This window comes from Sporomusa rhizae, assembly GCF_041428845.1.
Taxonomy (GTDB): domain Bacteria; phylum Bacillota; class Negativicutes; order Sporomusales; family Sporomusaceae; genus Sporomusa; species Sporomusa rhizae.
In genome coordinates this window covers 5,109,487-5,133,856 of sequence record NZ_CP156925.1, presented here as the reverse complement: position 1 = coordinate 5,133,856, position 24,370 = coordinate 5,109,487, and the positions used below count along the sequence as shown (strand labels likewise).

The following is a 24,370-nucleotide window of genomic DNA, read 5'->3' as shown; positions in this document are numbered from 1 at the left end:
AAGATTTATGACTATGAATCATGTTTGGATTATAACTGACGACCAAAGTGCCGTAGGCGAGCTGTGCGGCGGCGGCCGGCAACTTGGCAGCCAGGTATCTGTCATTTTATTTAGTGGTCATGAGCAGGCGGAAGAGGCTATAGCCGCAGGGGCCGATCAGGTATATCTGTTTGGCAAGCCTGGGGAGGACGTGATCCCTGAAACCTATTCCAGATCGATTGCGGAATTGCTGCGAGAAAAAACAGCGGACTTAGTAATGGTCCATTCTTCTATACGCGGCAAGCTAATGGCCGGACGGATTGCCACCCAATTCGCCACAAGTGTTTTATCGAATATCGTGGAGCTTACGGTAGAAGACAGCAGCATGATTGCCAAACACATGGTTTACGGCGGTTTAGCGATCAGGACAGTGAAGGCGTTATCCGAAACGGTTATTGTAACGGTAGGATCGGGAATATTTGAAGCAATGCCCAGGGATGCAGCAAGACAGGGAAGAGTAATCGCCGTCAATCCGGAGGTTGTCAATTCCGGTATTCGTGTTCTGGAAACCCGCCCCAAACAAGGTGAATCGATAAATCTAAGCGCGGCGAAACGGGTGGTTGGTGTTGGACGAGGCTTTGCCAACAAAGAGGATTTGAAGCTGGCCGAAGATTTAGCTGCTATAGTCGGAGCCGAGATGGGGTGCAGCCGGCCAATCGCCGAAGGTGAGAAGTGGATGAGCAAGGAGCGTTATATTGGGGTATCCGGCGTGTTTCTGAAGCCGGACATCTATATTTCCCTGGGTGTGTCAGGGCAGATTCAGCATATGGTAGGTGTACGTCAGGCTAAAACGCTGGTAGCCATCAATAAGGATAAAAATGCGCCGGTTTTCAAACAGGTAGATATTGGTCTTGTAGGCGATATCTATAGTGTTCTACCGCAAATCCTTGCCAAAATGAAAGTGCAGCATTAGAACCTATTAGCAGCAATCCTATTTTATTAAGGTGGTGCTACAAATTGAGTGAGGACAAATTTGACGTCATTATCGTAGGCGGAGGACCGGCTGGTTCTACTGCGGCTTATGTTTTAGCACAGCAAGGGTTAGAGGTTTTGCTCATTGAACGGGGCAATTATGCCGGTGCTAAAAATATGACCGGGGGACGCCTCTATGCTCACTGTTTAGAAAAATTAATTCCTAACTTTGCCGCGGAAGCACCGGTAGAGAGAAGAGTTGTCAAAGAGCGCATCAGCATGATGACGGATAATGATGCGGTAACGATGAGTTATCGTTCACCCCGCCTGGCCGTGGCAGGCAATGATTCGTATGTGGTACTGCGCGGTAAGTTTGACCGCTGGCTTTTTGAAAAGGCCGAAGCGGCAGGAGCCATTGCTACGACAGGAATTAAGGCCGATCAATTAATTATGGAAAATAACCGGGTAGCGGGTGTTAGCTGCGGCGGTGAGATAATGAAAGCCGATGTAGTAATTCTGGCCGATGGTGTGAATTCGCTATTGGCGGAACAAGCGGGATTGCGGAAACGGGTTCTGCCTTCACAAGTTTCAGTGGGTGTCAAAGAAACCTATGAACTGCCGGCAAAGGTGATCGAAGACCGTTTTGGTCTAACCGGTAATGAGGGAGCCGCCTGTTTATTTGCCGGTTCTTTTACAAACGGACAGGTTGGCGGGGGGTTTCTGTACACCAATAAGGAAAGCCTTTCTGTTGGTTTGGTTTTGGGACTCCAGCATATTGGTGAAAGCAATAAAACAATCGAGGATATGTTTGCTGATTTTACCAGCCATCCTGAAATCGCTCCATTAATTAAGGACGGTAAGCTGCTGGAACGGAGCGGTCATGCTGTACCGGAGGCCGGTATCTCGATGGTATCAGCCTTATATGGTGACGGCTTTCTGATTTGCGGCGATGCGGCCGGCTTTTGCCTAAACCTTGGTTATATGGTAAGAGGAATTGATTTGGCGGTTACTTCAGGCGAGTTGGCGGCTAGGGCCGTTCTTGCTGCCAAAGAAAAGCGGGATTTTAGTACGGAGTCTCTTAGAATTTACAAGAAAATGCTGGATGAAAGCTATATAATGAATGACCTTTCTCTGTATAAAAACGTTCCCGCGTTCATGGAAAATCCCCGTATGTTCAACCAATATCCCGCGATGGTATCCGGTATTATGGCAGATATGTTTGTTATCGACGGCAAACCTGCCGTTCCATTACGGAAAAAGGCTATAAAACATGTAAAGGCTGCCGGTTTGATGAACCTGATAAAGGACGGACTGAAAGGGATGACAGCAATATGAGGATAACCGTTGAAGAAAAACTGGCGGTAAATAAATATTTTGTTGATGAAGGGAATGCTCATATCGAGATAGACCCTGCCTATCCGGATATGAAAGAAAATATGAAATTGATTAATGCTTGTCCGGCGGGATTGTACAAGCTTAACGAAGATAAAACCTTATTCTTTGATTATGCCGGTTGTCTGGAATGTGGTGCTTGCAGGATTTTATGTGTGGATACAATCATTAAAAAATGGGAATTTCCAGAAAACACAATGGGGGTAGAATTTCGCTACGGATAGTGAGAGGGTGTATTACCTTGGGTATTCCTGGTTGAGGGGGTGAAGTGAATGGATATAGTAGGAGACAAGACTTTGCGGGATTTGTGGGACGAGCTGGCTCGAAATTACAGCGAAAAAACCGCCTTAATCTTTGAGGATTGCAGTGGCAAAACCAGTGAATTAACTTATGCGCAGCTTAATGAGGAAATTAATAAAACCGCCAATCTTTTTCTTGATTTGGGAATTCAAAAGAATGAAAAGGTTGCAATTCAACTTTATAATTGCCCGGAATTTTTAATGTGTTGGTTTGGACTGGCTAAAATCGGAGCGGTTATGGTTCCGTTAAACACACAGTACACCCAGGAAGAATGTGGCTATATTATCAATAATTGCGGTATTCAAACCGCAATTATTGAAGAAGAATTTTTGCCTATTTACGATGGAAGCAGACCGAACAAGGATATCGGTATTAAAAATATATTGCTGGCAAGAAGTGAAAAACAAATTCCCGGAACTATAAACTTTGGGGAAGGTAAGGGCAGACAACTCGGAACATTACAGGAGTTTAGGCCGTTAAGCAGTGACGATGTTGCGGAAATTTTATTTACCTCAGGAACAACAGCACGGCCCAAGGGGGTTGTGATTACCCAGTGCAATATGTTATATGCGGGTATTTTTACTGCCTGGCAGGTTTCGCTCAGACAGGAAGACCGTTATTTAACAATCATGCCGGCTTTTCATGTTGATTTTCAGCTCAATAACTTAATGCCTGTACTTACCGTGGGTGCAACTATGATTGTGGAGGAAAAATACAGCGCAAGGCGGTTTTGGCGGCAGATCTGCGACTATAAGGCAACAATCACCGAGTGTATGCCGATGATGACCCGTACCCTCATGCTGCAACCGGAGCAAGCATGGGAAAAAGACCACTGTGTCAGGGAAGTGTTCTTTTATCTTGCTTTTACCCGACAGGAAAAGCTGGCTTTTGAAGAGCGTTTTAATGTGCGGCTTTTAAATACCTATGGTTTGAGCGAGTCGCTTGTTGGCGTAATCGGTGATGCTCCCTATGGCATGAGAAACTGGCCTTCGATCGGTAAGCCGGGCTTATCTTACGAGGCGAAGATTATTGATGAGTGCGGCAATGAGCTTCCGCCGAATACGATTGGCGAGATTTGTATAAAAGGCGTACCCGGCAGAACGCTTATGAAGGAATATTATAATAATCCGGAAGCAACCGCAAACACCTTGCAGCCCGGGGGGTGGCTGCATACCGGGGATAAGGGCTATATTGACGAGTCTGGCTGGTTTTACTTTGTTGACCGCAAGGTAAATATGATTAAACGGGCGGGCGAAAACATTTCGACTATTGAAATTGAAAATATTCTCATGTGTCATCCCAAAATTGCGGAAGCGGCGGTAATCGGAGTGCCTGACCTGATTCGCGACCAGGCTGTAAAGGCCTTTGTCATATTTAAAGAGGGGGAAGAACTTAGTAAGGAGGAGATTTTGGAATATTGCAGAGGCCGTATGGCTAAATTCAAAGTGCCATCTTTTATTGAAATAAGAACCTCTTTTCCCCGAACCTGTACCGGTAAGATCCAAAAAAAATTATTGGACTAAAATGAAAGGGTGATTGAAAATGACAATAAAAATGGAAATGGTTGGGAAAACATTTGGACCTTTTGAACGGGAATATGATTTCAGAGAATTGATGCTTCTCGGACTCGGCTGCGGTGCCGGCGCCGATGGGATCACGGATTTGGAATATGTTTACGAAAAGAACTTAAAAATTCTTCCTATATTTGGGGCGATGCCGATCGTGGATCAAATAGTCACCAAAACCATTGATTATGGCTATAATTATGCAGGATCACTACATTGGGGATTTGATTTAAAATTTCACCAGCCACTGACAAAAACGTCGGGTAAATTAAGTACATATGTGCTGCTTAAGGGTTTATATGATCGTGGTCCCGATAAAGGTTTGTTAGCGCAGCATATAGGAGATACCTATGATGAAACAGGTGCCAAAATATTTACCAACGAAAGCTGGGATTGTTTGATTTATGATGGTGGTTTTGGCGGTCCCAAACCACCGAAGGATATAGTGGAAATCCCGGACAGAGAGCCCGATTATGAGGTTTCGGAGCAGATACCTTTGAATCAGGCGCTAATTTACAGATTACAGGGGGATTATCACCCTCAGCACGTTGATTGGGAATATGCTAAAGAAATTGGCTATGAAAAGCCCATTCTTCATGCTGTGAGTACGGCAGGAGTTGCTTGCCGGCATATCATTAAAACATTGTTCCCTGGGGAACCTGAGAGGTTGACGCGTTTCAAAACTCGTATTACGTCTCCGCTCCTTCCGGGGGTAACCATCAAGACTCAAATGTGGAAAATGGGCGAAAATCTGGTTCACTTTAGGGTCATAGATGCAGCAACAGAAAAAGCTTATTTAAACTTTGCCTTGGTTGAATGGAAATAACTTAATATCAACAGAGGGTTAAACTACCGGAAGCAAAAGAAGTGTATTTTGTTATAAAATATTGAAAGGGAGCCAAAGCGAAGTTTAAACAAACATGCTTCGCTTGGCTTCCCTAAAATAATAAAATAAGCAATAATCAAAACAAAGAAGTAAAGAAATATTACAATAATAAGTCGGAATATTTATAAATTTTCGTTGATTATGGTTCGATGATATTGAGTGCCTTAGTAGTGTTAGCCGCAGTTACTATATAGAACCTTGGATGTAATGATGTTTGGAATAATCGACGGATAGCCGCTTCCTTGGTCAAGTATTGATACCATTGTTATAAAGCATCCTTTTTGGCGTTTTAATTTGCATGAATGGTCATAGTGCAGTCAAAAAAGACCGGTGATGGTTTACCAAAAAGGGAGATGAAAATATGCAATCAAAAAAAACGCTCGATGATTATGAATTAACGCCTTATCTTAAGAAAATGATATTTTTTGCCAGTGGTGGTCCGTTTTTAGATGGGTACGTCCTGGTTATTATTGGTGTCGCCCTTGCTCAATTGGGGCCTGAAATGAATTTAAACGCCCACTGGAGCGCGCTGGTTGGCGCCGCTGCCCTGGCGGGAATTTTTATCGGCACCGCCCTTTTCGGCTATGTAACAGATTTAGTGGGCCGTCAATTGATGTTTACTGTTGATATCTTCGCAATTGCGGTTATTTCTCTCGGGACTATGTTTATTGATACGCCAACACAGCTTGTTGTCATGCGGTTTTTAATAGGAATTGTTATTGGAGCGGACTATCCGATTGCAACTTCATTGGTGACGGAATTTACACCACGCAAATACCGTGCTCTTTCTATCGGATTTATAGCCGCAGTTTGGTATGTAGGCGCAACTGCAGCGGATATTGTGGGGTATTATTTGTGCGATGTTGCCGGCGGTTGGCGATGGATGCTAGGCAGCGCGGTTATTCCTTGTGTGATCCTGCTGGTAGGACGGTGGGGCACGCCGGAATCACCCCGGTGGTTGGCACGTAAAGGGCGGATTGATGAAGCCCGGGCAATTGTACAAAAGATATTTGGTGCGGATGTTGCATTAGAGCTTGAAGAAGCTACAGAGACACGTTATAGCAAGATATTTGAAAAGGGATATTTTAAAAGAATGGTGTTTGTTGGTACCATATGGGCATGTCAGGTCGTGCCTATGTTTGGTTTATATACATTTGGTCCGGAGATCATCAGTGCTTTTGGCTTTGGGTCAGGTAAGCAAGCTATTTTAGGTGATATTGTTATAAGTATGTTTTTTTTAATCGGCTGTATTCCTGCAATGTTCTGGCTGAATTCGATAGGTCGCCGTCCCTTAATTATAGGAAGCTTTACCATCATGAGTGTCGCGTTGGCCGTTTTAGGTTTTTTCCCGAAGGCCAATATATGGATTGTTGTTGCCGCTTTTGGAATTTATGCATTCTTTTCCGGTGGCCCCGGCATTTTGCAATGGCTTTATCCCAATGAACTGTTCCCGACTGAAATTCGGGCTTCTGCCGTAGGAGCAGCTATGGCATTTAGCCGGATTGGGACAGTTTTATCAACTTATGCATTACCAATTTTCATGGAAGCTTATGGAATTGGACCAACAATGCTGGCCGGATCTGCCATATCGGTTCTTGGCTTAATTGTATCAATTACTATGGCGCCTGAGACAAAGGGATTGACGTTAGCTGAATCAAGTGTAGTGGATTGTAAAAAATAAGTGAATAGGTGCTGTGACTGCGGATGCATTCAGAAGTGAAAAAACCTCAATTATTCGATATGAATCTCGTGCTGAATGGCGATATCTAATCGTTTTAGTTTATAAAACAAACATTGCCTGGACAGATTTAGTTCCTTGGCGGTTTGATTAATATTTCCGTTATTTTTTTTGAGGGCTTGTGTCAATATATCTTTTTCCACTTGCAGCATGAGTTGTTTATAATCATTAAATTTAGGCATTATGATCGGCAAAATTTGATTCTTGAGGGTTTTGTCCAAAAGAAATGCAGGTAAATGCTGTACTGACAGGGAGGTATCCGCAGTATCAACCATATTCATCGCATGCTCGATACAGTGGCTTAATTCGCGGACATTGCCCGGCCAGTTATGGTTTTCCAGTATTCGGATTACTTCTTCCGAAATCCCGTCAATTTTTCGCCCCAGAATTTTATTGTATTTGGCTATGTAAAATCTGGCTAAAGTAAGGATATCTTCTTTTCTGTCCCGTAAAGGAGGGCATTTTATGGTGATTACAGCAAGCCTGTAATAAAAATCACTCCGTAATTTTTCGGTTTCAATGGCTTCTTCAGGTTCGATGTTCATAGCACTTATAATGCGGGGATTCACCGGGATTTCTTTGTTGCTGCCTAACCTACGGATTCGATTTGTTTCTAATGCCCGCAACAGTTTGGACTGGAGGACGAGACTCATTGAATTTATTTCGTCCAGAAAAAGAGTGCCGTTTTTCGCCTCTTCAAATAATCCGGGTTTTGTCTCAGCCCCGGAAAATGCCCCTTTATTTGTTCCGAACAGGATGCTTTCCAATAAGGTTTCAGGAATAGCGGAACAGTTTACCGCGATAAACGGCTCAGTTGCTCTTGTACTGTCATTATGGATGCTCTGAGCCAAAAGTTCTTTGCCTGTTCCTGTTTCTCCCAGAATCATGACCCGTGATTCCGAGCGGGCCACCTTTTTCGCTGTGTTAATCACGTTTTGCAGGGCTTTGCCGGAACCAATGATATCATCAAAACAGAATTGGGTTACGTTGGTGTTGTTTTTTTGTGATTGATTATAAAGCGCTTTCTGCAAATCAACTACTTTAGTGGTAAGTACTTGTATTTTGCTTGTGTCGCGACTTACGGCAAAGGAGCCGATGACTTCCGGTCCGGAAAATACCGGATAGATATCCATTACCAGATCGACCGGTTGACCATCGGCGGAAGTATAGCGCAAACGGGTATTTTTCAATATCCGTTTTTCCGTCATCGCTTTCATGTGTACACTATTTTCTTCACCCAGTTTGTAAACATCCAATACGTTTTTTTCCAATATATCATTAATTTTAAAACCATCTACTTTTTCAAATTCCTTTGACAGAAAAACAATTTTGCCTGCTGCGTCCACTATGGAAAAATAACAATCTTCCAGGCAATTTAAGGAATGAATCAGCAGGTCAAACTTGGCACTGTTGTTTTGCCGGTTTTTCTCCAGTTCGGTGAAATCTTCTTGAGATTTAGACAGTTGGTTTCTTTTCATCTGGTGCATCTCCTTTTTTCGATAAGACGGACTCAGAATAAGGTTTTAGAAAGTTTTATCCGATGACTAACCCGTTCTAATACTCCCGTCCTCTGTAGGCGGGAGTAAAGAACGGCTAAGTTCCTGGATAATTCGACTAAGATTCAGGTGGGGTTAAACCCCAGCTGAATCAAGTCTCATTTATCGGATTGTTATAAACAAAAGTAGATAGGTCGCTAACCTATCTACTAAAACTTTTGGCACCTAACTGTAAAATACGAGTTCTATTTGCATCCTATTATTAATTATTATACTTGGATTGGTGAAAAAATCAAATCAATTTGCAATATTAAATTAATTGCAAAACAAGTTCAGGCACCAAAGAAATTGTTGCTTATATTTCTGCAACTACCCGGCATGGCAAGCCTGTAAGACCTTTGTAATTAACGGGGTAGGTATGAATGATGAAATTGTTGGTTCCGGCTTTCTGGAGTAATACATCCAGTTGATTTAGATTTTCGATTACAAAGACTCCGTTATTAGCGCAATACATATCCGCTTCCTGATGTTCGGACGCTCTCCGTATTCCTGCGGCGTCTATACCAATCATACTGACTTTTTTATTTACCAGATAAGTTATCAATGCGTGGGATAGTTGCGGATGATTTGTGAAGTATTCCAGATTACCATATTTTTTTTCTTTCAGCCAGCCTGTATAAAACAGGATAAAATCCTGGGTTTCAATTTTGGTCTCGTCAATATCTGCTATTTCGATATCTCTATCTTTTATATGACTGACATCAAAGATTTTTCCTTTTCTTTCGGTGTTTTCTAATTGAAATTCCTTATCCATAACGTCAAAATGGGTGCCAATATGGCCAAATTTTCCGACCGGCGGTATCTCACCGGTTTTATTTAGCGTTAAGAAGTTATTCAGTATTTCCTCAGTGATAGCAACAGACAAATCAATCTTCATAGTGTAAGCCTCCTTATAATCACATAGTTTCCCTGGAAACAATGTGATTATACCATGATTATAGTTTCCTTGTAAACTATTCTGGCGAATCTATTTGGAATAGGTTGATAACCTGTTATAATATAATCAGCTCTTAGTATTAAAACTATTAAAAGTCAGGTTGGTAAAATGAAAAATAATACGTCGCCAGTTCAAGATCTGGTACATAAGATTGAAACGCTAGTGTATTCTGTTAATGATATAGAAGGTTATGAGAAAAAATTATTGCGGGAGATTTTAAATAAACAGGGATGGGAAGAGCTCCGGGATGTGAGTATTTCTGTGGCGGAATGCCATGTCATAGATTGTATTGAGAGAAACGGGCTGATCAATACAACGGCAATTTCACAAAAGTTAGCTATTACGAAAGGCGGCATTTCTAAGATAACCGCTAAATTGATAAAGAAGAACATGATTGAGGTCAAACGATTAGAAAATAACCAGAAAGAAACATATTATGAACTAACGCCGTTGGGAAAGAAAATTTTTCAGATACACGACATTCTCCATAAGCAAGTTACGGAAAAATTTGCTGCGATCTTTCGCGTTTATAGCTCTGAAGAATTGAATTTTGCCAGTAAGTTCGTGGGGGATTTGATCTCAGGATTTACAACTCCATTGCCACAAGATAAAAGATGAATGTTTTAAGTAGGCGTAGATTTATAGTCAGCAGCTAAAACCAGACAGCCATCCGTACATATAATAGGGAAGAGTTAGATTTTACAAAAAGGGGGAACTGATATGTCTATAGATTCTGAAAAAGATCTCAAAAAATTAGCCGCAATAGGAAAAATCGTTGCTGTAGTACGGGATGAAATGGTTAAACAGGTGAAACCCGGAATTACGACGAAAGAACTTGATGAAATCGGTAAGAGAGTTCTTCGAAATTATGGAGCGCACTCGGCTCCTATGTGTGAGTATAATTTTCCGGGCTATACCTGTATTAGTGTAAATGATGAAGCTGCTCATGGAATCCCGGGTGCGAAAATTCTTAAACGAGGCGACAGTGTAAATATAGATGTATCAGCCGAGTTAAATGGCTATTTTGCCGATACAGGAGCCACTGTTGTTGTCGACAATGCCGATCAACTAAAAAATAACCTATGTGAATGCTCGAAAAGTGCTTTATTAAAGGCTATTGCCAAGGTGAAAGCCGGTACTCCGATTAATCGGATTGGTAAGGCTATCTATGATGAGGCTGCAAGCAACGGGTTTAAAGTAATAAAAAATTTAGCAGGCCACGGTATAGGCAGAAGATTGCATGAAGAGCCTTCTCGCATCCTGAATTACTTTGATAAAAGGGATAGGAAAAAATTAACTTACGGACTTGTTTTAGCCGTAGAAACCTTTGTTTCGACAGGGGCGCGATATGTCATTCAAGATCGCGACGGCTGGACATTGAGAACGCCTGATAAGAGTATTGTTGCACAGTTTGAGCATACAGTCGTAGTAACGGATAATACTCCTATTATTTTAACGATATAACAAGAAAGAGGCCTTATAGAGCAATCACGATTATGAGTTATCTATATTTTTCTCTTTTTTTGCTATTGTCAGATGATTTGTGATATGGTATTATGAAATCACAAATAGTATTTTTCTAATACGCTACAATTCCATATTGTGGCGGCAAATGTATATATAGGTGGACCGATGGGAACAGACCCATTTTGAGAAACCGAAAAATACAAGCCGTGCAGTTACGGTTTATTGCTTTAAGCGGCAATAAATACGAGTATTCTACACCTGGTTTGTTTTGAATTAATCAAAACAAACCAGGTGTTCTTATTTGTAGTTTTTGAAAACCAGATCATGTAGTATTGGAAACTATATGATCCGCTCATAGCAATAAAGCGGACAGGAAGTACGTCCGTTTACGTCAACCATTTGCAAAAATCAAGTATACAATATGCAGTATACAAACGAAAGAAGTTGGATATACCGGAATTGGTGGCTGGCGTTATGCAAAACGAGTTTGGAAAAGGGGGCCGAAAAGATAATATTTCATCTTCCATCAGCATTCGAGATATACAAGTGCATCGCTAATAAAATGAAAAGGAGGAATAAGCATGACAGTACCTGATACTATGGAGGGCGCTATTGTATTGAGCGTGATTGACTTTTTTCTAAGCATTGTAATTATTTGGGGGATTAGCTTCATTCTTCACATTTTTCCTCTTCTGAATAAAGTAGGAAAAATAAATGACGATGAGTTGACGAGTGGTCACTAAGCAACACATTTTAATGGAAAGGGAGAATTTATAATGATAGAACAAATATACTCGTTGATGTCGTCCCTGGCCGAACAAACCGGGCTTGCCCAGCTTTGGTGGGGCAATGTCGTCATGATTTTGGTTGGCGCTAGTATGGTTTATCTTGCCCTTGCGAAAAAATACGAACCATTCCTACTGCTCGGCATTGGTTTTTCGTGTATTGTTTCCAATGTTCCAGGTTCTGACCTTACTCAGCCAGGTGGACTTTTTTACTATGCTTTTCGCGGTGTAGAGTTGGTTATAATTCCTCCGCTAATTTTTCTTGGTGTAGGTGCTATGACGGATTTTGGACCGATGATCGCCAATCCAAGTCTAATGATTCTTGGAGCGGCGGCACACTTAGGCATTTTTATTGCTATTATTGGGGCAAAAGCGCTTGGCTTTACATTGGCTGAAGCGGGTGCGATTGGAATTATCGGAGGCGCTGACGGCCCCATGGCAATTTTTGTTACTATGAAACTGGCCCCGCATCTGTTGCCGCAAATAACGGTAGCTGCTTACTCCTATATGGCCTTAATGCCGCTTATTCAGCCGCCTATAATGAAGTTGCTCACAACCCCGGAGGAACGGCAGATTATGATGTCTCAAACCCGGGAAGTCAGTCGGCTGGAGAGGATTGTGTTTCCCTTTGTAATAGCAATAATTGTAAACCTTCTGTTACCGCCGGTAGCACCGCTAATTACCATGTTAATGTTAGGAAATATGTTAAGAGAGGTTCTGATTGTAGATCGCCTTGCCAGTACTGCCGCCAATGATTTAATGAACGTGATTACAATTACCTTAACCGTCGCTGTTGGCTCAACCATGGCGGCTGAGCGTTTCCTAAACATTCAAACGCTTGAGATTGTCCTTCTTGGATTAGTTGCTTTTGTGGGAGGCACTGCTTCGGGGCTAATAGCCGCTAAGATTATGAATAAGTGCAGTGGCGGCAAAATCAACCCATTAATTGGTTCCGCGGGAATTGCCTCAGTACCTATTGCCGCTAGGGTTTCGCATACGGTTGCATTAAAAGAAAACCGTTTCAACTTTCTAATTATGCATGCTATGGGACCAAACCTGGCTGGAGTATTCGGAACGGCTATTTCCGGAGGTATCATGCTGGCATTGCTTGGCGCAAAATAAAGTAGACTTAGCTCCTGGATAAACTCATTCGAAAGAGGTGTTTTTAGTGAACGCTACTGCATTTATTGTGGGCTTAGTGATTAGTTTGGCTTATTATTTTTACACAGCGCGAAAGTGCCGCTAAATCTTCTCCCAAAATAGAAAGAGGCTATACCGCTACTTTAGCCACCCTAGGTGTTGTTTCAATGCAGTCGGGTTGCATTCCGGTAAAATATAAACAAGGGCAAAAAATACAACGATCTTTTGCCCTTGTTTTTTATCGCTTTTTTTATAGCATTTGCAGTTGCACCAATCTGGGGCTACACCTTAAGCTGTAATCCAATGTGCCTGCCTTATCTGCGTACCATATCTTTTGTAATTTCGCTCAGGCTAAAAGCACCGCACATAGCCATTGTATCCTTTAATTCTTCGGCCAACTTTTCAATATAAAGCTTCACGCCTTCCTTTTCACCGCCATAAACGGCTGTTACAAAAGGACGACAAATGAGGACACCGTCTGCACCAAGTGCGAGAGCCTTGAAAATATCTGTGCCGGAGCGGATGCCGCCATCAACGAGAATCTTCATTTCGCTTCCAACCGCCTCGGCAATTTCTGCAAGCACTTCTGCAGTTGACGGACATTGATCCAGTACCCTGCCGCCATGATTAGAAACGACAATTGCTTTTGCGCCCGCTTCTTTTGCCTTCAATGCGCTTTTTATGTTCATGATCCCTTTTACAATAAACGGTACTCCGGCAATTTCAGCTATGCGACGAAGCTCGTCAATTGATTTTCCGCCGGCCGGAGGTGTCATGTTTTTCAAGAAAGGCAATCCGGCGGCATCAATATCCATAGCAACAGCAAAAGCGTCTGCTTTACGCACTAGATCCATTTTCACGTGAATGGTATCAATATTCCACGGTTTAATTGTCGGAATACCACGCCCATTCACCTTAGCAATTGCCGTTGTTGCACTCTCCATGACTTGTGGATTTGTACCGTCTCCGGTAAACGCAGCTATCCCGTTTTCCATGCAGGCAGAAACCAGAATATCATTGTAGGTCATGTCGGTAAATTTCTCACTGTAGTGCATATTTACCGCGCCAACAGGACCCGCGAAAAATGGATATTTGAACGTCTGACCAAATAAATTCAAGGTTGTATCTACAGGTCTATTTTCACACAACGTGTCCATATTAACACGAATTTCCTGCCATTTTTGATAGTTGCGGATGGCTGTGTCGCCAACGCCCTTAGCCCCTGGTCCAGGAATGCAGTTTTTACATGCAATGCCGTTACAGATGCCGCAGGCCTTGCAGTAACTACCAATACAGGTACGTGCATTTTTCAGTAATTCTTGGTAATTCATAGTACTCTCTCCCTTTCCTTTTCTTTAATAATGTACATGATCAGAGGTATATATGTATTTTTATAGATTTGGTTGACCTGAAATAATCGGCTGCAGTAGTAGCAGGAATAAGGCAGCTACACTGGTTTTACCGGGAAATCCCCATGTTTTATACTCTTCAATACTATTACATGAAATCCTTCTTTGCATTTCGAGGAAACGATGAGCCTGACACGTTGATAGCAGACAATGGTATTGTGATGAGGCTCACAGTGCAGATAGAGCCAAGCGTGTAAAATAAGGGTAAAGCATGGGCGTACGAAGCTAAGTAAAAAGCAGGCGGGTGCATAAAATATGTTAGGAAAAAGAATTTTGCGCGAGCGCACGAGTATTGAAAAAATGATTGTTATGTATTGTAAGGCCAAGCACGGAACCAATACAGGCTTATGTGATGACTGCAGCTATTTATTGGGATATGCACTTCAACGGCTTCAGCATTGTATTTTTGGTGAGGCTAAACCCGTATGCGCTAAATGTCCAATTCATTGTTACAGCAAAGTTATGAAAGATAAGATTATCGCTGTTATGCGTTATGCAGGACCGCGTATGATATATAAGCATCCAATATTAGCTTTGCTTCATTTATCTGATTCATTTAAGAGTAAATCAATAAGTTGGAATAAGTAATCCCCACGGTCGTTGCTTATTTTTATTAGAATATATTTATCTCGGGATTTAGATTAAAGTACGCTATAGTGCTTATTTCATTTTATGACACATATAACAGGAGCTGGATGTCTTGAGTCTACCGCAATATGGGGCTGCAGAGTTTTTTATTCTGCAGCCCCATATTTTTTTGCAATCCTAACTTTTTACGTTTTTTCTTATATGTTCAACACAGATTTGCACAGGTACTATGTAAATACTGTGGGACGAAATAAAAAAGTAATTCAGGAGTGTATAAAGAATCAAGTATATGAGTAGGGTAGTAGATCAAATGAGTATAGAAGAATAACGGCCCTTTTAAGGGTGGCGGGTAACAGTTGCTGGCAGGGTTTTTAAGATGCTGATAGGTGATATCTTATTTTTGCTATTTAACCAAAGAATGATTAAATAGTAAAGTAATTTATCAACTATCGGTTTTTTGTTACTATTGCTGTTTTTTCGTAAAGATCGTTGATAACTGAATATCGCATAGAAAAACTTGTTCATGGGCATTAGGACTGCCGTGCAGAAGAGCGGCAAAAGGAATGTGCCATGCCCTGCAAGGGCTAGAAAAGCTGGTGGTAAAATCATTCATTACATGTCAATATGACGAGGGGGAAAAGAGTTGGAAAAGTTATTTGATTGTAGCCCGGGACAGGGCAGGGGTGCTTCTGGGAAAGGAAATAGTAGTTGCTTCAATAGGGATGAAATAGTTGTATCTTCCTTGCGGGATGCTTTTATCATTATTGATAATACCGGGAAAATCGTTTTCTGGAATGAAGCCGCAACTCGTATATTGATATATACAGCCGAGGAAGCTTTAGGAACGGAGTTGTGTGAATTAATTGCACCAAAGCATCATAAAGATCAATATAAACAAGTATTTCGAGTTTTTCAATCAACAGGAGAAGTTGGTGAGATTAATCATAAGATTGAACTGCAGGCGATACGAAAAGATCAAGTTGAAATTGCGGTTGAACTTTCAGTATTTTCTGTAAAAACAGTGGACAAGGAGTGCACTGTTTGTATACTGCGGGATCTTTCCGGGCGTGAATGGGATGAGCAGGTTTTACGGCGCGCCAATGAACAATTGGAAGCCGGGACGGCAGAGCTAACGGAAACAATGTATGCTCTTAATCGAAAGCTTGTGGCTGTACAGGAGGAAGTAGTAGCGGTCAAGCAAAAACTGATCCAGACCATGCGCGAAAAGGAACAAGAGATTGAGGTTCGTCGGCAGGCCGAGCATGCCCGGATGCGTAAGACCGAGGAAATGGAACGCTTTTTTTTATTGAACCGGGATTTACTATGCTTTGTTGATATGCAAGGCAGTTTTATCAGGGTAAACAAAGCCTTTGCGTTGACTTTAGGATATTCGACAGAAGAAATAACGGGACAGCCATTCCTCTATTTTGTCCATCCCGACGATATAACGAGCACAAAAGATGCATTCACCGGCGTTTTAAGAGGACAAGTAATCAATGGTTTTTGCAATAGATACCGGTGTAAGCAGGGAAACTATCGATGGTTCGAATGGACAACTCTCATTGACGAGATAACCGGTATTGTCTATGGAACGGCTAGAGATATCACCGCGCGAAAAAAAGCCGAAGAGGTATTGCAGAGAAAAAATAAGAAAGTTGTCGTGGCTAGAAGGAAGGCCGAGGAAGGCTGGCATCATCTGAATAATGTTTTACAAAATGTAGACGCGGTTATTTGGCAGTTGAACAAAAATGGCGTATTTACGTTGTATGAAGGTCAAATGTTGAAAAAAATGGCCCGCAAACCAGGACATAGCGTTGGAATATCCATATTCAAGCTATGCAAAGAATACCCGGATATTATAAAGACAGTGAAACGTTCTTTACAAGGTAAATCATCCAAAATTGAAACTCAGTATAAAAATATGATCATAAGTATGATTTGTACCCCTTTGATTGATTTAGACGGAAATATTAACGGAGTTGTGGGCATAACGATAGATATCACTAAGCATTGCGATTTGGAAAGACGCGTAAAATTCATACAGGAAAACTATCGGCGGAGTGCGGATTTTAATGATATATTGACAGGAAGGGGGAGTGTAGAAGAACAAAATCGACGATTGGGTAACTACGGTATTGATGTTATAAAGCCGGTGACATGTTATTTGCTCACGGTTTCTCCTAAAAGTATGGCGATAGAAGACGTACCATTTTCTAAGGAAGATATTATGGAATGGCTGGTTGAAGAGGGGTATATCTGGAATTGGTATACCCATCATGGTATTGGGATGTTAATGCAACCTCGCATAGGGGTATCGAGGGATGAGTATGATGAGCGGTGCGGGGCTAACGCGTTGAAGGAAAATTTGGAGAAGCATTTTCCTGAGATTATGGTAAAAATCGGTGTTGCCACTACCGGAAGTGGCACTTTGAATTTGAGTCAATTGTATTACAAAGCTTACGCCGCACTGCTTTTGACTTTGGATAAAGAGGGTTCGGCTGTTTGTTGCTACAGCGACAGTGGAATATACCAGGTATTGCCGTTTGTTATGGAAAATATGGATATTGATGATTTTGTGAATCGAATTCTTGGTGGGATTATTGAGTATGAAAAAAATAAGGGGGGAGATTTATTCGCAACGTTAGGTGCAATACTTACCTATCCTAATTTGAAGACTGTAGCCATAGAACTTCAAGTTCATCATAATACGGTTTTATGGCGCAAGAATAAGATTGAGACAATTTTAGGCTATACTCTTGATGATGCGAACCAAAGAATAAATTTAGCAGTAGCCATTAAACTACAAAAAATACGAAAATTCATGCAAGGAAAATTCTGAACTAATAACTAGTTATGTATATAAAATGTTTTTTTTGTAGTGAAAGGGATAGTTATTGTGAGGAATCACAAAATTATCCCTTTTCTGTTTGGAATTATACTAATGAAATCGATTATACCAATATTTATAATATATACATACTTATCGAAAAAGATGAAATATCCCCGAATTTTGTCATGATAGTAGGCAGACTTTGGGTTTATACCCCTGGGTTTGCCCAAACTGGTGTTGCTGAAATAGATGAAGTTTTGTATAGCAGTGCTTTTCATGCAGTTTATTTCCGGGAGGTACTTGTTGGTGAGGCTTGAAACGAAATTCCTTATACCTGGTATGCAAATTGCGCAACCAATTATGGCGCCTACAGGACAAATTTTTTTGGAACAAGGTATGATTCTTACGATTAGAGATATAAAAAGGCTTGCGCAATGGGGCATTGCAAGAGTTAATGTAGTTTTACCCGCAAATTTCGATCCTTCAATGCTGCCTTGTTTCCTTACCGACAGGGAGACTGTTGAATTGGTTGCTGCAGCTTTTGAAGAAGAACCGATTTTTGGAAAAATTCCCCTCGCCGAATTCAGGGAACTGGCGGGAACTTATAGAGAACTCATGATGGACGTGCTGGGAGTTGTGGATTATTTGTCCCAGTTGCGAGCTCATAATCATTATACCTTCAGACACGCAATCGACGTGGCAAGTATTTCCGGCTTAATCGGAAGATGGTTAGGATACACTGGAGAGAAACTGAAAGACCTTATTTTAGCAGGCCTCTTGCACGATATTGGCAAAATAGGCATTCCTTTGGAGATACTTAACAAACCGGGAAAACTTACGGTAAAAGAAATGTGCGTTGTGAAACAACATTCATGCTATGGCTATGACTTACTAAAAAGACTTAAGGTAACTTCAGACGCGGTAAATTGTAGCATCTTACAACACCATGAGAGACTTGACGGCAGTGGTTATCCTTTTGGATTATCTAAGGATAAAATATCTGTTTTCGCTAGAATTATCGCTATTGCTGATATATATGATGCCATGACAAGCGAAAGGGTATATCGAAGAAAAAAGTCGCCTGTCTCTGTCATGAAGACTATAGCAGGCGATATGCACGATAAACTGGATACCGGCATATGTATAACCTTTTTGGCTAACACACGGGATTATTTGACAACTAACTCCGGTTTTGCCCGATAACAGATAAAACACTGAGCGCAGTATCTGCAGCAATCATTCGGTAGCTAAGCGGTTAACACAGCAAACTATAAAATATGGGAAAACAGTAAAAGGGGGAAATAGGATGAGTTTTTTTAACGATATGAAAGTACGTATGAAATTAGGTGTCTTACTTCTGGTTGCATTCCTATCATTAGCTATTGTGGGCGGTATTGGGTATTATTATCTACAACAGATCAATAAGCAGGCGACGGTCATGTATCGGGAACGCTTTGTGCCTAATGATCTGATTACGAGCAATCTTGCAGCCGTACATTACATTAACAGTTGTGTATTGGAATTGATGTTAACCACTGATGTGAAGAGGAATCAGGAATTGTCCCAGGGGATTCAGGAGCGTTCGGAACTAATCGGCAAGAATTTTGCAGAGGTAGAGAAATTGCCGTTGGATGATAAAACAGCAGGGCTGCTGGATAAGGTAAAAACATCGCAGCAAAGTTATCTTGCCGTTCGAAGAGCGATTAGTGAGTTAGCGATGCAAAATAAAAATGCGGAAGCCTATGCACTATACGTCACGAAGGGAGCACCTTTGAGCACTGCATATGTTACCGATATGAGAGAACTTTCCCATCATTACACCACAATCGCAGATCAAATGAATAAAGAGAATGCTGCAGCATTCGAGAAGAGTAAACAGATTACAATAGGGTTTACGATAATCATGTTTGTTATATTAGGCGCAATTGGGGTATTCATTGCCAAGATAATAACAAGTCCACTGCAAGCGATGGTAACCATTTGTAAAGAATTGGCTGCCGGCGATTTTCGTGATAAGCCCCGGAGCGTGATAGGAAAAGATGAGGTTGGTCAATTAGGTGATGCTTTGGCAAACATGAGCGGAAGTATCCGTATTATTCTAAAACAGGTACATGAATCGGCCGAACAGGTGGCAGCTTCTTCGGAAGAATTGACAGCCGGGGCCGAACAGTCGGCTCAGGCTGTAACACAAGTAGCCGGATCCATTAACGATGTGGCACAAGGCGCAGAAAAGCAATCAAAGGCAGTAGATGAAACATCTGCCGTGGTTGAGCAAATGTCAGCCGGTATTCAGCAAGCGGCCGCTAGTGCCAATCAGGTAGCCGGCAATTCATCTCAGGCTGCTGAAAAGGCAAACGAAGGCGATAAGTCGGTGGAGAAGGCAGTCAGCCAAATGGCTTATATTGAACAGACTGTCAACAATTCCGCGCAAGTCGTTGCTAAATTAGGCGAGAGGTCGAAAGAAATCGGTCAGATTGTCGATACGATATCCGGAATTGCCGGACAGACAAACTTATTGGCGCTTAATGCCGCTATTGAGGCCGCCAGGGCGGGCGAACAGGGAAGAGGCTTTGCTGTTGTTGCGGAAGAAGTGCGTAAGTTGGCCGAACAATCCCAAGATGCGGCAAAACAAATTGCCACGCTGATTAGCGAAATTCAAGGAGATACAGATAAAGCCGTTGTCGCTATGAATGAAGGTACCCGGGAAGTCAAGGTCGGGACAGATGTTGTTACTATGGCAGGCCAGGCGTTTAAAGAAATTAAAATGTTGGTCACGCAGGTATCAGAGCAAGTAAAAGAGATTTCTGCCGCGATGCAGCAGATGGCTGGTGGCAGCCAACACATTGTAACGTCGATGAAAGAAATTGATAAGCAAAGCAAAATGGCGCTTGGAGAAGCTCAGACGGTGTCGGCAGCCACGGAAGAACAATCCGCATCCATGGAGGAAATCGCATCTTCCAGTCAGAGCCTTGCTAAGCTGGCTCAGGATCTCCAGACAGCCGTCAGCCAGTTCAGGATTTAGTATTTATTAGTATTTAGAGGAAAGGATGGTGATATTGTGTCATCCGAACAATTAGTTGTTTTTCAGTTGGCAACGGCAGAGTATGCAATACCCATATCTCAGGTCAAAGAAATCATCCGCTATAACGGCGCTACTAAAATACCTACCACGCCTGAATATATGGAAGGAATTATTAATCTTCGGGGTAAAGTGATATCAGTTGTTGATCTGTCAGGAAAGTTTGCCTTACCAACTGAAAAAGGCGTGGCAAAACAAGCTCTTATTATCGAAGTGGCAGGCCGGGAAGTAGGGCTTGTGGTTGATGAGGTTACTGAAGTAATACGGCTGGAGGAGACTGAAGTAGAAGCCGCAAATGATTTAGCGCAGTCGAATGTGTTTATCAAGGCCATCGGTAAAGTGGATAAGAGATTGCTGATTATATTGGATTTGAGTAATCTTTTTACCGAAGAAATGTTAGCCATGAAAGCGGCCGGGTAACAATTCTCAATAAAAATTTTATACACACCGGAACGGATTACCTCACCTATCTAATATGCAAAAGATCCTTAACCTACGCTAAGCGCGGGTTAAGGATCTTTTATGTTCCATGATAGGGCAACAGCAGCTTCTGATGGTGCCAAAGCTACTGCTTACTAATTTGTATCTTGTGCAGCGTGAGAAGCTATCGTATGGATGAATCGTTGTTTAGCGTGCATTGAGTTTACTATTTGCCATGTGCCGGCCTTGCGTGTTGATTTTTTCAATTACCTCTCTCATGTATCGATTACTTCCAGACATGATGTCCTGTAAGGATTCACTTTTGAATTGCAGCAAATCGGCTTTAGTGGTGTAGCCGATTGCTTCTGTCATCATCAGGCATTCATCGGAAATATCTGTTGGAATGCCCAGGGCCGCAATTGCGGTTCTTAACCTACCTGTTTCTTTTATAATTTCAGGCGTGGTTTTGCCCTGTAAGGAAAAGCCCAGATTACCCCATAACTCGACCGGCTTATAAGTTGAGTATTCGTATTGCATCATATTGTAGACAAAATCCGGAGTGATAGAAAAGCCAAATGCGTTTGCGTTATTCATCCAGCTAGTTTTAGGAAAGACCGCCGGTGGGTTGACAATTACCGTGTCCGGCAGTGTTTCTTGAATCAAACGCATATTCTCTTCAAAAACGTCCTGCAAAGTAACACCGTCAACAACTGGGGTGGGGTAGATTAGGGACAACCCAATCCGGCAGCTTTTGCCTACGGCTGTGGCGGCAAGCCTTATGCAGGTGATGGTGTCCACAAGCTCTTTCTTATGAATCCCTTTATTCATGACCTTTTCATTGATTAGATCATGACCGGTTTCACCTCCCATAAACACGGCTCGCAGTCCGGATTGTATTAGCAGACAATAGGCGTCGTAAACTTCAGGGGTCACTTTAACCGCCCGGATGAACATCGAGTAATTTACTGTAAGTCCTTTCTCTAGAATCGCCTGGGCGATATTCTTGCCATGTTCGACAGGCGTCTCTGAACTGCTGAATCGAAAAAAGCCAATACCCTGCCGGCTCATCAATTCGAATTCTTTTACTATTTCTTGTACCGGGCGTGGTTGGTAGAAGGCCTGCCTGGTATGAGAACAAAAGTTGCATTTATTCCAGGTGCAGCCAAACCCGTCTACTAAGGTATGGAATAGCAGCTTGTCTTCTAAATCTACTGCCCTATATCTGGGGATAATAGTAGGCTGGTATCTATGTTCCTGATCTGCGTCTACGCCGTCCATGCACTGGAAAATTCCCGATTGGACCAATCTTGACGGGTCAATTTCCGCATGAAACCTGTGTAGAAATTCGCTTTTACTGCTGACCTGCCGGTCTAAAACAATCATTTTTTCCAGGATTTCCTCACCGGGACCCATGATCGCCACATCAAAATCAGATTCATGGAAGATGTGTTCCCCATATACTTTTACCTGTGGACCGCCCGCGATGATAATCACTTCGGGGCAGGCTGCCTTAACTTTGGCTGCAAGCAGTTTGCTCCATTTAAAGGAATCACCGTACCAAACCTTGATTCCTAATAGATGGATATTGTTATCACGGAGGGTTTGGATGATGTCGTCAATTTTGCAGCTTAAATATTGGTTTCGATAATGCATTGACAGAGCTTGGATGGGCCAGCCAATCAACATGAGGACAAGCCAGAAATACCTCGCTTTACGATAGGCTTTCATCTGCAGCCGGACTATAAGTTGCAAAAGTTGCAAGCACCACTTAGGCACACCTGCTTCTGTCGCTGAAATCCTCTGTTCGTCAATAATTTCTACCAGGAATTCCTTGTCTTCCAAATATGTGCGCAGGGTCGCCAGACTATTTTCCAGCGCTGCATCTGAGGCGATGCGTTGACGCGGAGCCATACTGTTAACAAGCAATATATCAAGTTTACTTCGCATTATTATCCCTCCGTACATTCGTCATGTGAGACAGATTATCTAGTACCTGATTGGCAATAGCCGGGTAGCGGTGACGGAATTTTGTAAAACAAATTCGCGACAGCACCAGTATGTCTGTCATAGTAGTCGCAATAATATCCTGGGTATTAATGGCCGGGTCGACTAGACCGATTGCTCCAAAGTGCTGACCAGGATAAAATCCATTTGCACCTGGACCAGCATTGGCTATTTGCAATTTTCCCGAAAGCAAAATGTTAAGCTCGTTGCTGGGGTCACCGCTGGTTGTAATACAATCACCCGCATGGCACTGGGCAACCAGGCTGCATTCGCGTAAAAATTTCATTGCTTCCGTTTCAGACAGTCCTTGTAGTATAGGCATAACTTTTTCCGGAGAGTTGCCTAAACGAGCAGATAGGGCGCTCCATAACTCTTCTTCTGTGATTAATCGACTGTTTATTACATTGGTGGCTTCGGGAAATTCATTAAAAAACCAGTCAACAACTTGTTTGTTTACTCCTTGTCTTTTGCGCGCTAGACGATAGAACGGGGAGTGCAGTTTTTTCATATACTCGATATCATCGACAAGCCAAACGATCGGCGTAATTAATCCGTATCCTGGATCTGTAAAATTCCTGCCAAAACGCCGGAGCCCTACCTCTTCATATAACCGGAGCAAATACATGTTACAACCCCCAAAGCTAAATTGCACCCGATGCTCGCAATATAGTTCATATGCTTTTGCTATGACTAGATATAATACTTGGGAATTACGGTATTCTGGCGCCACAACAACCTTTGTGCTAAGAGCAAATTTACGATCTTCCTTTCTTTCATAAAACTTCTGAAACCTATCTAAGGAGAGTTGGTCGATTAAGTCTGGAGGAAACTTTTCAATCTCTCCGATGTTAACCCTGGCGGTACCGACGATTTGTAATCCGGCTTTGACGTAGACTAGATAGCTCCAATCATCCATTTCATCATAGAGCAATTCCTCTTCATTTTCCGTTGACTCCAACTTTCGTGACATTTCTTCCACATAGACTTGATAGCGAAAAGCATAGATTTCTTTCTTTTCTGCAGCAGTTGTTGCTATCCCCACTTTAAGATTTTTTTGCACCTCTTCGCTGTAATTTTCCGTTGCTTGTAAATTGTTGTTCATTGTTTTTCACTCCTTTAATTTCTTTGCTGGTGGCAGTACATAAACTAGGTCTTCATAATACGCACCTCCCTCTGACGAGAGATACGTGAAAGTGGTACCTGATTCCTATAAAAAAAATGTAGAAATTGGGAATATTATGAATTGTTTTGGTGTATGAATGGCAAAAAAACCCCCCTTTTCTTAAAAATAAAGAAAAGGGGGGGAGCAATTATCTAACCGTA

General features: G+C 42.1%; 20 protein-coding genes. 15 read left to right on the top strand and 5 right to left on the bottom strand.

Annotated elements, in window-relative coordinates; all coding sequences use genetic code 11:
* The first annotated feature begins 7 nt into the window (after nucleotides 1-7).
* From SRRS_RS23990 to SRRS_RS23965, 6 genes are all read left to right on the top strand, one after another.
* A complete protein-coding gene (locus tag SRRS_RS23990) occupies nucleotides 8-952 on the top strand; it encodes an electron transfer flavoprotein subunit alpha/FixB family protein (protein WP_371363935.1) in 945 nt (314 codons plus the stop codon).
* Between the two features lie 44 nt (nucleotides 953-996).
* Complete coding sequence (locus SRRS_RS23985) at nucleotides 997-2,286, top strand: FAD-dependent oxidoreductase (protein ID WP_371363934.1); 1,290 nt, start codon at nucleotides 997-999, stop codon at nucleotides 2,284-2,286.
* Nucleotides 2,283-2,567: a ferredoxin family protein gene (locus tag SRRS_RS23980; protein WP_371363933.1), complete on the top strand. Its 285-nt coding sequence runs from the start codon at nucleotides 2,283-2,285 to the stop codon at nucleotides 2,565-2,567. The genes SRRS_RS23985 and SRRS_RS23980 overlap by 4 nt, the downstream gene beginning before the upstream one ends.
* Before the next feature lie 48 nt (nucleotides 2,568-2,615).
* Nucleotides 2,616-4,166, top strand: coding sequence for a crotonobetaine/carnitine-CoA ligase (gene caiC, locus SRRS_RS23975; RefSeq protein ID WP_371363932.1), 1,551 nt, complete (start codon nucleotides 2,616-2,618; stop codon nucleotides 4,164-4,166).
* A gap of 19 nt (nucleotides 4,167-4,185) precedes the next feature.
* Nucleotides 4,186-5,034, top strand: a complete 849-nt coding sequence (locus tag SRRS_RS23970) for a MaoC/PaaZ C-terminal domain-containing protein (protein ID WP_371363931.1) — start codon at nucleotides 4,186-4,188, stop codon at nucleotides 5,032-5,034.
* Between the two features lie 421 nt (nucleotides 5,035-5,455).
* The gene (locus tag SRRS_RS23965) at nucleotides 5,456-6,775 is read left to right on the top strand and encodes an MFS transporter (protein ID WP_371363930.1); all 1,320 of its coding nucleotides are present in this window, start codon (nucleotides 5,456-5,458) and stop codon (nucleotides 6,773-6,775) included.
* Between the two features lie 50 nt (nucleotides 6,776-6,825).
* Here the strand turns inward: SRRS_RS23965 and SRRS_RS23960 are convergent, their stop codons facing one another.
* Both SRRS_RS23960 and SRRS_RS23955 read right to left on the bottom strand, forming a co-directional pair.
* The gene (locus SRRS_RS23960; protein WP_371363929.1) at nucleotides 6,826-8,310 is read right to left on the bottom strand and encodes a sigma-54 interaction domain-containing protein; all 1,485 of its coding nucleotides are present in this window, start codon (nucleotides 8,308-8,310) and stop codon (nucleotides 6,826-6,828) included.
* A 373-nt stretch (nucleotides 8,311-8,683) separates the two neighbouring features.
* Nucleotides 8,684-9,265: a cyclase family protein gene (locus SRRS_RS23955; RefSeq protein ID WP_371363928.1), complete on the bottom strand. Its 582-nt coding sequence runs from the start codon at nucleotides 9,263-9,265 to the stop codon at nucleotides 8,684-8,686.
* A gap of 168 nt (nucleotides 9,266-9,433) precedes the next feature.
* Here SRRS_RS23955 and SRRS_RS23950 point away from each other — a divergent pair, with 168 nt between their 5' ends.
* The 4 genes from SRRS_RS23950 to SRRS_RS23935 all read left to right on the top strand — a co-directional run bounded on the left by SRRS_RS23950 (nucleotide 9,434) and on the right by SRRS_RS23935 (nucleotide 12,699).
* Nucleotides 9,434-9,943, top strand: a complete 510-nt coding sequence (locus tag SRRS_RS23950; protein ID WP_371363927.1) for a MarR family transcriptional regulator — start codon at nucleotides 9,434-9,436, stop codon at nucleotides 9,941-9,943.
* 102 nt (nucleotides 9,944-10,045) lie between these two features.
* Nucleotides 10,046-10,789: a type I methionyl aminopeptidase gene (map, locus tag SRRS_RS23945; protein WP_371363926.1), complete on the top strand. Its 744-nt coding sequence runs from the start codon at nucleotides 10,046-10,048 to the stop codon at nucleotides 10,787-10,789.
* A gap of 584 nt (nucleotides 10,790-11,373) precedes the next feature.
* Nucleotides 11,374-11,535, top strand: coding sequence for a hypothetical protein (locus tag SRRS_RS23940; protein WP_371363925.1), 162 nt, complete (start codon nucleotides 11,374-11,376; stop codon nucleotides 11,533-11,535).
* Nucleotides 11,536-11,568: 33 nt separating this feature from the next.
* On the top strand, nucleotides 11,569-12,699 hold the full coding sequence (locus tag SRRS_RS23935; protein ID WP_371363924.1) for a sodium ion-translocating decarboxylase subunit beta: 1,131 nt from the start codon (nucleotides 11,569-11,571) through the stop codon (nucleotides 12,697-12,699).
* A 332-nt stretch (nucleotides 12,700-13,031) separates the two neighbouring features.
* On the opposite strand, the gene SRRS_RS23930 is transcribed toward SRRS_RS23935, so the two are convergent.
* Entirely contained in the window at nucleotides 13,032-14,048 is a 1,017-nt protein-coding gene (locus tag SRRS_RS23930) for an alpha-hydroxy-acid oxidizing protein (protein ID WP_371363923.1), read from the bottom strand.
* Between the two features lie 333 nt (nucleotides 14,049-14,381).
* Here SRRS_RS23930 and SRRS_RS23925 point away from each other — a divergent pair, with 333 nt between their 5' ends.
* The 5 genes from SRRS_RS23925 (at nucleotide 14,382) to SRRS_RS23905 (ending at nucleotide 21,043) form a co-directional block, all read left to right on the top strand.
* The gene (locus SRRS_RS23925; protein WP_371363922.1) at nucleotides 14,382-14,714 is read left to right on the top strand and encodes a nitrous oxide-stimulated promoter family protein; all 333 of its coding nucleotides are present in this window, start codon (nucleotides 14,382-14,384) and stop codon (nucleotides 14,712-14,714) included.
* Between the two features lie 643 nt (nucleotides 14,715-15,357).
* Nucleotides 15,358-17,553 (top strand): PAS domain S-box protein, encoded by a 2,196-nt coding sequence (locus SRRS_RS23920; RefSeq protein WP_371363921.1) that lies wholly within the window; start codon nucleotides 15,358-15,360, stop codon nucleotides 17,551-17,553.
* Nucleotides 17,554-17,850: 297 nt separating this feature from the next.
* On the top strand, nucleotides 17,851-18,747 hold the full coding sequence (locus SRRS_RS23915) for an HD-GYP domain-containing protein (RefSeq protein WP_371363920.1): 897 nt from the start codon (nucleotides 17,851-17,853) through the stop codon (nucleotides 18,745-18,747).
* A gap of 103 nt (nucleotides 18,748-18,850) precedes the next feature.
* Nucleotides 18,851-20,566, top strand: coding sequence for a methyl-accepting chemotaxis protein (locus SRRS_RS23910; protein ID WP_371363919.1), 1,716 nt, complete (start codon nucleotides 18,851-18,853; stop codon nucleotides 20,564-20,566).
* Between the two features lie 36 nt (nucleotides 20,567-20,602).
* Complete coding sequence (locus SRRS_RS23905) at nucleotides 20,603-21,043, top strand: chemotaxis protein CheW (protein ID WP_371363918.1); 441 nt, start codon at nucleotides 20,603-20,605, stop codon at nucleotides 21,041-21,043.
* 207 nt (nucleotides 21,044-21,250) lie between these two features.
* On the opposite strand, the gene SRRS_RS23900 is transcribed toward SRRS_RS23905, so the two are convergent.
* Both SRRS_RS23900 and SRRS_RS23895 read right to left on the bottom strand, forming a co-directional pair.
* Nucleotides 21,251-22,990, bottom strand: coding sequence for a radical SAM protein (locus tag SRRS_RS23900; RefSeq protein WP_371363917.1), 1,740 nt, complete (start codon nucleotides 22,988-22,990; stop codon nucleotides 21,251-21,253).
* The gene (locus SRRS_RS23895; protein WP_371363916.1) at nucleotides 22,980-24,149 is read right to left on the bottom strand and encodes a GNAT family N-acyltransferase; all 1,170 of its coding nucleotides are present in this window, start codon (nucleotides 24,147-24,149) and stop codon (nucleotides 22,980-22,982) included. Before SRRS_RS23895 ends, SRRS_RS23900 begins: the two co-directional genes overlap by 11 nt.
* Nucleotides 24,150-24,370 lie beyond the last annotated feature (221 nt).